Source organism: Bacillus suaedaesalsae (genome assembly GCF_016890225.1).
Classification (GTDB): Bacteria; Bacillota; Bacilli; order Bacillales; family SA4; genus Bacillus_BS; species Bacillus_BS suaedaesalsae.
Genome location: NZ_JAFELM010000027.1, coordinates 42,333 through 48,597, shown reverse-complemented (window position 1 = coordinate 48,597; position 6,265 = coordinate 42,333). Strand labels below are relative to the sequence as shown.

The window sequence follows — 6,265 nt, the reverse complement described above, 5'->3', positions numbered from 1 at the left end:
AAATAAAAAAATCCGAACTCATTCAAATCCTATTAAACGAATTTGAGATGATTGTTCAGATTTTTCTTCACCGAGTATACTTTTTGCCCAGCCTCAAAAACTATTGTTTATTCGTTGTAATCGAAAGCTGTTTTCTAAAGTGTGTCATAACCATATAGGATACACCGTTTTGGTCATTGGTCCGCGTTACCCATTTAGCTGCTCGTTTGACTTCGTCTGTTGCATTCCCCATTGCAACTCCTAAGCCTGCTCTTTCAATCATTTTCAAATCACTACTTGAATCTCCTATTACGACGATTTCCTTCCAATCAATACCTAAATATCCGGCTAGAAGTTCTAACCCCTTATCCTTAGACATCGGCTCTGATACAACTTCTAGCTTTAACTTTCTATCAGTGTATACATGAATGCCCTCAAATGCGTTTTCAATGGTTACTTTTGCTCGTTCTAATTCCTCTTGTTCTTTAAAATAGACATCTATTTTCGGAGTCGAGACAGGTTCATCACGTAATGTATCTCCTAACGACTCTACAAATTGCATCGGATAAAAGAGTGGGTCACCAGAATTAAAAACAGCTTTTGCCACAATATTGTTGTTCAAGTTTACTCGATTTCCAAGTGAATATCTCTCGTGTAAAATACGAATTGTGCATTCAAAGTTTTCAAGCACTTGAACGAGATTAAATGTTTTTTCTTGTGAAATTCTTCTATTTATAATTGGCTGGTCAATGCTTGAAGCAATGAATGCACCACCATGAGTAACGAGAATACCGTCCAGTTTCAATGCTTTTGCGATTTTTTTTGCAGAGGGAAAATTACGGTTCGTAACTAAGGTGATGTACACACCTCTTTTTTTGACAAAATCAACTGCTTCTTTAATCCCCTTTTGCAAACGCCCGTTGGAACGAAGTAGTGTTCCGTCAATATTTATGGCAAGCATACGATGTGACATATGAACCTTCCCCTTTCAAGAATCACTTACCTAAAATTATGACGAGTATGGACTGAATAGAACTTGCCTGCACACTTACATTCTCCGCCATCCTTCTAACAATTAATGTTCCTACTACCAACAGTCAACATTTCTTCCTTATTTTGCACAAGTACAACCTATGAAATTTATACTATGATAAAGAGACCAAACTATAAAAGTGGTGAATATCAAATGCACGTTCTCATAATATTTAGACAAGAAAAAGTGATGAATTTACTACTTAATATATCTCTCGCTTTCCTATTCTTCATGATCTTAATCACTGCCATTTCGATATATGTTGGTTATCAAGTTATGAATCCTATGAGATTAGCAATCTCACAGTTACCTTCTGAATATCACCTTGAATATGAGGAAATTACCTTTTATAACAATTCAGATTCAGTGGAATTAAAAGGCTGGTGGATTCCAAGTACTAGACGGGATTTCATCACACAAAAGGCTGTTATTTTCTCTCATAGCTATGGTGACAACAGACAGAGTATGCCGATTGAAACGTTAAAGCTAGCGAAACGGTTATCTTCCGAAGGGTTTCATGTATTCATGTACGATTTTAGAAACAGTGGAGAGTCTGGTGGAAGATTTACAACAATTGGTCGTAAAGAAAAAACGGATTTATTATCAGCCATCCATTTCGTCAAACATGAAAAAGGTATTCATGAAATTGGATTGATAGGTTGGTCCATGGGGGCATCTACCTCGATTATTGTTGGAAGTGAGTCACCCAATGTTCGAGCAGTAATTGCAGACAGTCCTTTTGCAGATTTAGAAACTTATACGAAAGAAAGCTTTACGTACTGGACTGGATTGCCGAACCAAGTGAGCAAGTATATGGTTCAAGTAGCAGAGAATGTATTTATAGACTTAAATTTATCTGATGTGAAGCCATATATTGCTGCGAGACGTTATGAAAATAAAGGGTTAATGCTCATTCATAGTACGAAAGATGGAGCCATCTCCTATAAACAAAGCGAGCTTATTTATAACAATGCGCCTAACGCTGAAATATGGATTACAAAAAAAGGTGGGCACATTCGGAATTATAACCATCAAAAAGATAAATACGAAGAGCGGATCATTGAGTTCTTAAACAAATATATGTACGGCGACTTTATGTTTACACCAATATCAAAAATGACGTGGTCATAGACCGCGTCATTTTTGATACGAAATATTTTATTGATGCATTGGGCCGTATAAGTCCTCAAGAGGTTTCATAATAATTTGGTTTAACTCACCGATTACCATGCTCATTCGTTGTTCAGCTTCCATTAGTTTTGAAATTTTTTCATGTTGCTGAACGATCATTACCTGCTGTTGAGCTTGCTCGATTTCTTGCTGTGAGATTTCTTGACCAGACATTTGCTTTTGTTGAAGCTGCAGCTGAATATCACGGAAGCTTTCGAAAAGCTGCTTAGCTGATGGGTCATTATTGACATCATCATAGAGCTGCTTTAACTGTTTGTATTCATTACTTTCTCTAACCGCTTTTTCTAAATCATACGCTACATCATATAAGTTTGTAGACATATTCACCCTCCTCATTTAAGCTACTCTTTCACTATAACAAACTGTGTACTGTTTTTCACCCGATAGCAATCGCTAGTATTCCTTGGAATAATCCAATAATCCCACCTAAAACTGCTCCTAAATACGTAATCATCTTAAATTCTCTTTTAGATATAGATAGAACCATGTCCTCAAGACGATCAACGGAAAACCCTTCAACTTGATCACGAACTAAGTCTTCAACTCGTAACTTTTTCAGAAGAACATCTGTATGTGAAGCCAAATAACTTCCCGCTTTTTCAACTAAAAAAGGAATGCCCCTCTCAACTATATATGCTTGAACTGGAGCAACTATTTCTTTTAACGGTTTTCTTGTTAGTGTTGAGACAGAAAGTTCTTGAATAATTTTTCTCTTGATAAGCGAAGCGGCTTGTTCCTTTGAAAGAAAAGAACTAAATTCCTCTAATTTCCTGTTCTTCAGCTTGTTCCATTCTCTTCTTATCATTCTTGTAATAATATCTTTCGTCCCCTGATGTTGCATGAACTTTACAATCTCTGGATGCACCTTTTCAATTAAGCTACCTTGTCCTAAAAACATTTGAATCATATTGCCCAGCATCCCTCTTGTCGATAAGAAGTCATCAATCATCTTCTTTAAAGCAGCCTTTCCTTCTTCACTTTCAAAATATTCGGCTCCTTTTAACGTGATATATTCACTAATGGACGGTATTTTCTCTTCAGCTGACTCAAGTAATTGAGAGGGAAATAGTTCATGAAGCGGCTTGTTATAACTGTTATGTAAGAAACGAGTTATTCTAATTTCTAACGCATCTTTTAACTTCTCATTTAACTTATCGTCAATTTGTTTTATTCCTAGATCATCCGCAAGTTCCAAGACAGTTTTATCTGATTGAAGGAATTTTGTCGCCTCATTTGTTGCGAGTATTGTTAGCTCGTTAATAAAACTTGATTCTTGAAACTTCTGTTTAATCCCTTCTGCTGTAACAAGATGCTCTACCACTAACTTTCCCATCTGTACCGCTAACTCATCTCTCCGTTTTGGAATTAAGCCTGGAGTAAATGGAACTCTTTTCCCCATAATGTATTTCGCCTGATGTGGCCTAAAAAGCATCTTAATTGCAAGATGGTTCGTAACCCCACCTATAATTGCTCCAATGACCACCATCATGCCGATTGTTAGTAACACCATTAAATAAACACTACCTTTCACCAACTATTGCTTTCATTCATACGATACGATATCAGCATTTGCCTATATTATAGAGCTTGTCATCATCTCAATCAAATGAGGGCTGCATATGATTGTTAGTGAAAAAGTAAAAATAGAAAAAAAACAAGTGACCTCATCTCCAAGAGAAATTGAAATGGATGAAGTGTTATTTTATAAATGGTCTATATCTACTAGTAAAAAATACAAAATTCAATGTGGAGATAACAGTGTGCAAGTAACATTTATTCCTTCTGATATCCAGCAATCCATTCGTATGGATGAGTCGCTTTTTAGGGATCTACAGCTTCCGCCACTCACTCATTCCTTACATTTATATCTTCATGAAGGATTAGACATTTTCACTTTAGGGATTTTCATCGGGTTACTAACCGAGGTAAAAGAAACAGAATATGGTGTTAGTTTTGGCTCAGTTCATGAATTTTGCGTGGAACTAGCGACGTACTGTGTTAAAAATGAAACATTATTTTACGTGTTCTCACTAAAGAATTATCATGAACCTAATTTAAAGGGATATGTGTGGAACGGAGAAAGCTGGGAGTTGCATGATGTTCCGTGGCCACACGTTGTTCACAACCGAATTCATTCTAGAAAAAGAGAACAATCAACTGAATATCAGCAATTCACGCTGTACTTGAAGGAGAAACATATCCCCTTTTTCAACGACCACTTCTTGAACAAATGGGAATCACATCAACACCTAGTTCAGCAGGATCATTTATTAGCGTACCTGCCACACACAGAACTATTATTGAACTTCTCTACCTTAGATACCTTTTTACAACAACATAAAAGTGTGTATATAAAACCAATTCACGGAAGCCAGGGAAGAAAGATTTTTCGAATAGAGGACAATGGAAAGGAATATATCCTTGATTATACGACGTTTACTGGAGATATTGAAAAAAGCTATGAAACAACACATGACCTTTTCATAGCAATTCGTCCACGGTTAAAAGGAGCATTTATTATCCAACAAGGAATTCCGTTACTTCGATATGAAAATCGAATTCTTGACTTTCGATTTCTCTGTCATTTAAATACAAGCAATGACTGGAAAGTAACGTCTTCAGTTGCAAGGATTTCCTCCCCAAAGGAGTTTGTCTCCAATATTGCAAGAGGGGGAGAAATTCAAAAAGTACAGTCGGTTTTAAGAGAATTATTAGACCCAAAGCAAGCGATAACAGTAGGAAAAGTGCTACATGAGCTCGCGATTGAAATTGCTTCCTCGATTGGGCAATCAGAAGAAGGGTTGTTTGGTGAATTTGGAATTGACTTAGCGCTTGATGAAAACGGTAAGCCTTGGATTATTGAGGTGAATACAAAGCCCTCGAAAAATATGGACGCATCTACTCCATCCACAACCATACGTCCATCCGCAAGGTCAGTTATTAACTATTGTCTTTATTTAGCGAATCCGTTTAGAGGAGTGAATTAATTTGAAAATTATTGGTTTGATGACAATCCGGAAAAATCAAGAACTCTCGTATTTTACAGCCATCGCCTCCCATGCCCCTGATACAGTCAACATTGTACGTTTTACTCCTTTAGATATTGATCCATTAACAGAACTTGTTCACGGCTACTTCTATCATCATGAAGAGGGAAGCTGGGAGGAGACGACGTTTCCTATTCCTGATTATATTTACGACAGGTGTTTTTATAATGATCAGCTTCTCTCTAAAAAATGTGATCCGATTGTTAAATGGCTAAAGCAAAGACCACAAACGACATTTTTAGGATATGGTTTGCCCAACAAATGGGAGGTTTACGAAAATCTAATTAATGAGGAAACAATTGCCCCATATTTACCTGAAACAAACATTGTATCTTCTTATCCTAAGCTTATAAAACTACTAAAAAAGAATAAATCGGTCATTTTGAAACCAGTAAAAGGTTCAGGCGGGAATGGAATCATACACATAAAACTAGTAAAGAACGGTATCAACTTACACTATCAACGTAAAGGTGAAAATATTTATCAAACGTTCGCAAAGCAAAACGAATTCCGAGTATTTATTGAAAAACTTCTTTCCGAAACAAACTACTTATCACAAAGTTACCTACACCTTCAAAAAGGAAACCGACCATTTGATATACGTATTCTCTTGCAAAAAAACAAGGATGGAAAGTGGGGTGAGCGCGGAAGAGGAGTAAGACTTGGAACTGAAAACGGATTAGTTTCAAACCTGCAAAATGGTGGTATAGTTTTATCCTTTGAAGAGCTAATAAATGAATGGAAGCCTACCCAAAAGCAATTAATTCTAGAGGAAATTGATACAATTATCACTCATATTCCAAGATTATTAGAAGAAAAGTTTGGAAGATTATTTGAACTAGGGTTAGATATTGGAGTGAGTGCCAATGGTGCTGTCTGGTTACTAGATTTAAATTCAAAGCCTGGTAGAAAGGTTATTAATACGATAAAAGAAAACAAAGAATTATATACGTCAATAACAGACTATATGAAATATCTTGAGTTACAACAAACAACCATTCGAAAGGAGTGAACA

6 protein-coding genes are annotated in these 6,265 nt (G+C 36.3%); 3 read left to right on the top strand and 3 right to left on the bottom strand.

Annotation, left to right across the window (positions count from 1 at the left end; translation table 11 throughout):
- Positions 1 to 100: 100 nt before the first annotated feature.
- Positions 101 to 952, bottom strand: coding sequence for a Cof-type HAD-IIB family hydrolase (locus JR050_RS08890; RefSeq protein WP_204203150.1), 852 nt, complete (start codon positions 950 to 952; stop codon positions 101 to 103).
- Positions 953 to 1,165: 213 nt separating this feature from the next.
- On the opposite strand from JR050_RS08890, the gene JR050_RS08885 reads away from it, so the two are divergent.
- Complete coding sequence (locus JR050_RS08885) at positions 1,166 to 2,143, top strand: alpha/beta hydrolase (RefSeq protein WP_204203149.1); 978 nt, start codon at positions 1,166 to 1,168, stop codon at positions 2,141 to 2,143.
- Between the two features lie 27 nt (positions 2,144 to 2,170).
- Here JR050_RS08885 and JR050_RS08880 read toward each other — a convergent pair whose 3' ends face one another.
- On the bottom strand, positions 2,171 to 2,524 hold the full coding sequence (locus JR050_RS08880; RefSeq protein ID WP_204203148.1) for a YlbF/YmcA family competence regulator: 354 nt from the start codon (positions 2,522 to 2,524) through the stop codon (positions 2,171 to 2,173).
- 55 nt (positions 2,525 to 2,579) lie between these two features.
- Positions 2,580 to 3,713, bottom strand: coding sequence for a DUF445 domain-containing protein (locus JR050_RS08875; RefSeq protein ID WP_204203147.1), 1,134 nt, complete (start codon positions 3,711 to 3,713; stop codon positions 2,580 to 2,582).
- A gap of 109 nt (positions 3,714 to 3,822) precedes the next feature.
- Here JR050_RS08875 and JR050_RS08870 point away from each other — a divergent pair, with 109 nt between their 5' ends.
- Together JR050_RS08870 and JR050_RS08865 are read left to right on the top strand one after the other, a co-directional pair.
- Positions 3,823 to 5,190, top strand: a complete 1,368-nt coding sequence (locus tag JR050_RS08870) for a YheC/YheD family endospore coat-associated protein (RefSeq protein ID WP_204203146.1) — start codon at positions 3,823 to 3,825, stop codon at positions 5,188 to 5,190.
- Between the two features lies 1 nt (position 5,191).
- Complete coding sequence (locus JR050_RS08865) at positions 5,192 to 6,262, top strand: YheC/YheD family endospore coat-associated protein (RefSeq protein WP_204203145.1); 1,071 nt, start codon at positions 5,192 to 5,194, stop codon at positions 6,260 to 6,262.
- The last annotated feature ends 3 nt before the right edge of the window (positions 6,263 to 6,265 follow it).

What these genes read in the sequence shown, in the direction of transcription:
- JR050_RS08885 (WP_204203149.1), top strand. Translation starts at nt 1,166, where the DNA reads ATGCACGTTCTCATAATATTTAGACAAGAAAAAGTGATGAATTTACTA.
- JR050_RS08875 (WP_204203147.1), bottom strand. Translation starts at nt 3,713, where the DNA reads ATGGTGTTACTAACAATCGGCATGATGGTGGTCATTGGAGCAATTATA.
- JR050_RS08870 (WP_204203146.1), top strand. Translation starts at nt 3,823, where the DNA reads ATGATTGTTAGTGAAAAAGTAAAAATAGAAAAAAAACAAGTGACCTCA.
- JR050_RS08890 (WP_204203150.1), bottom strand. Translation starts at nt 952, where the DNA reads ATGTCACATCGTATGCTTGCCATAAATATTGACGGAACACTACTTCGT.
- JR050_RS08880 (WP_204203148.1), bottom strand. Translation starts at nt 2,524, where the DNA reads ATGTCTACAAACTTATATGATGTAGCGTATGATTTAGAAAAAGCGGTT.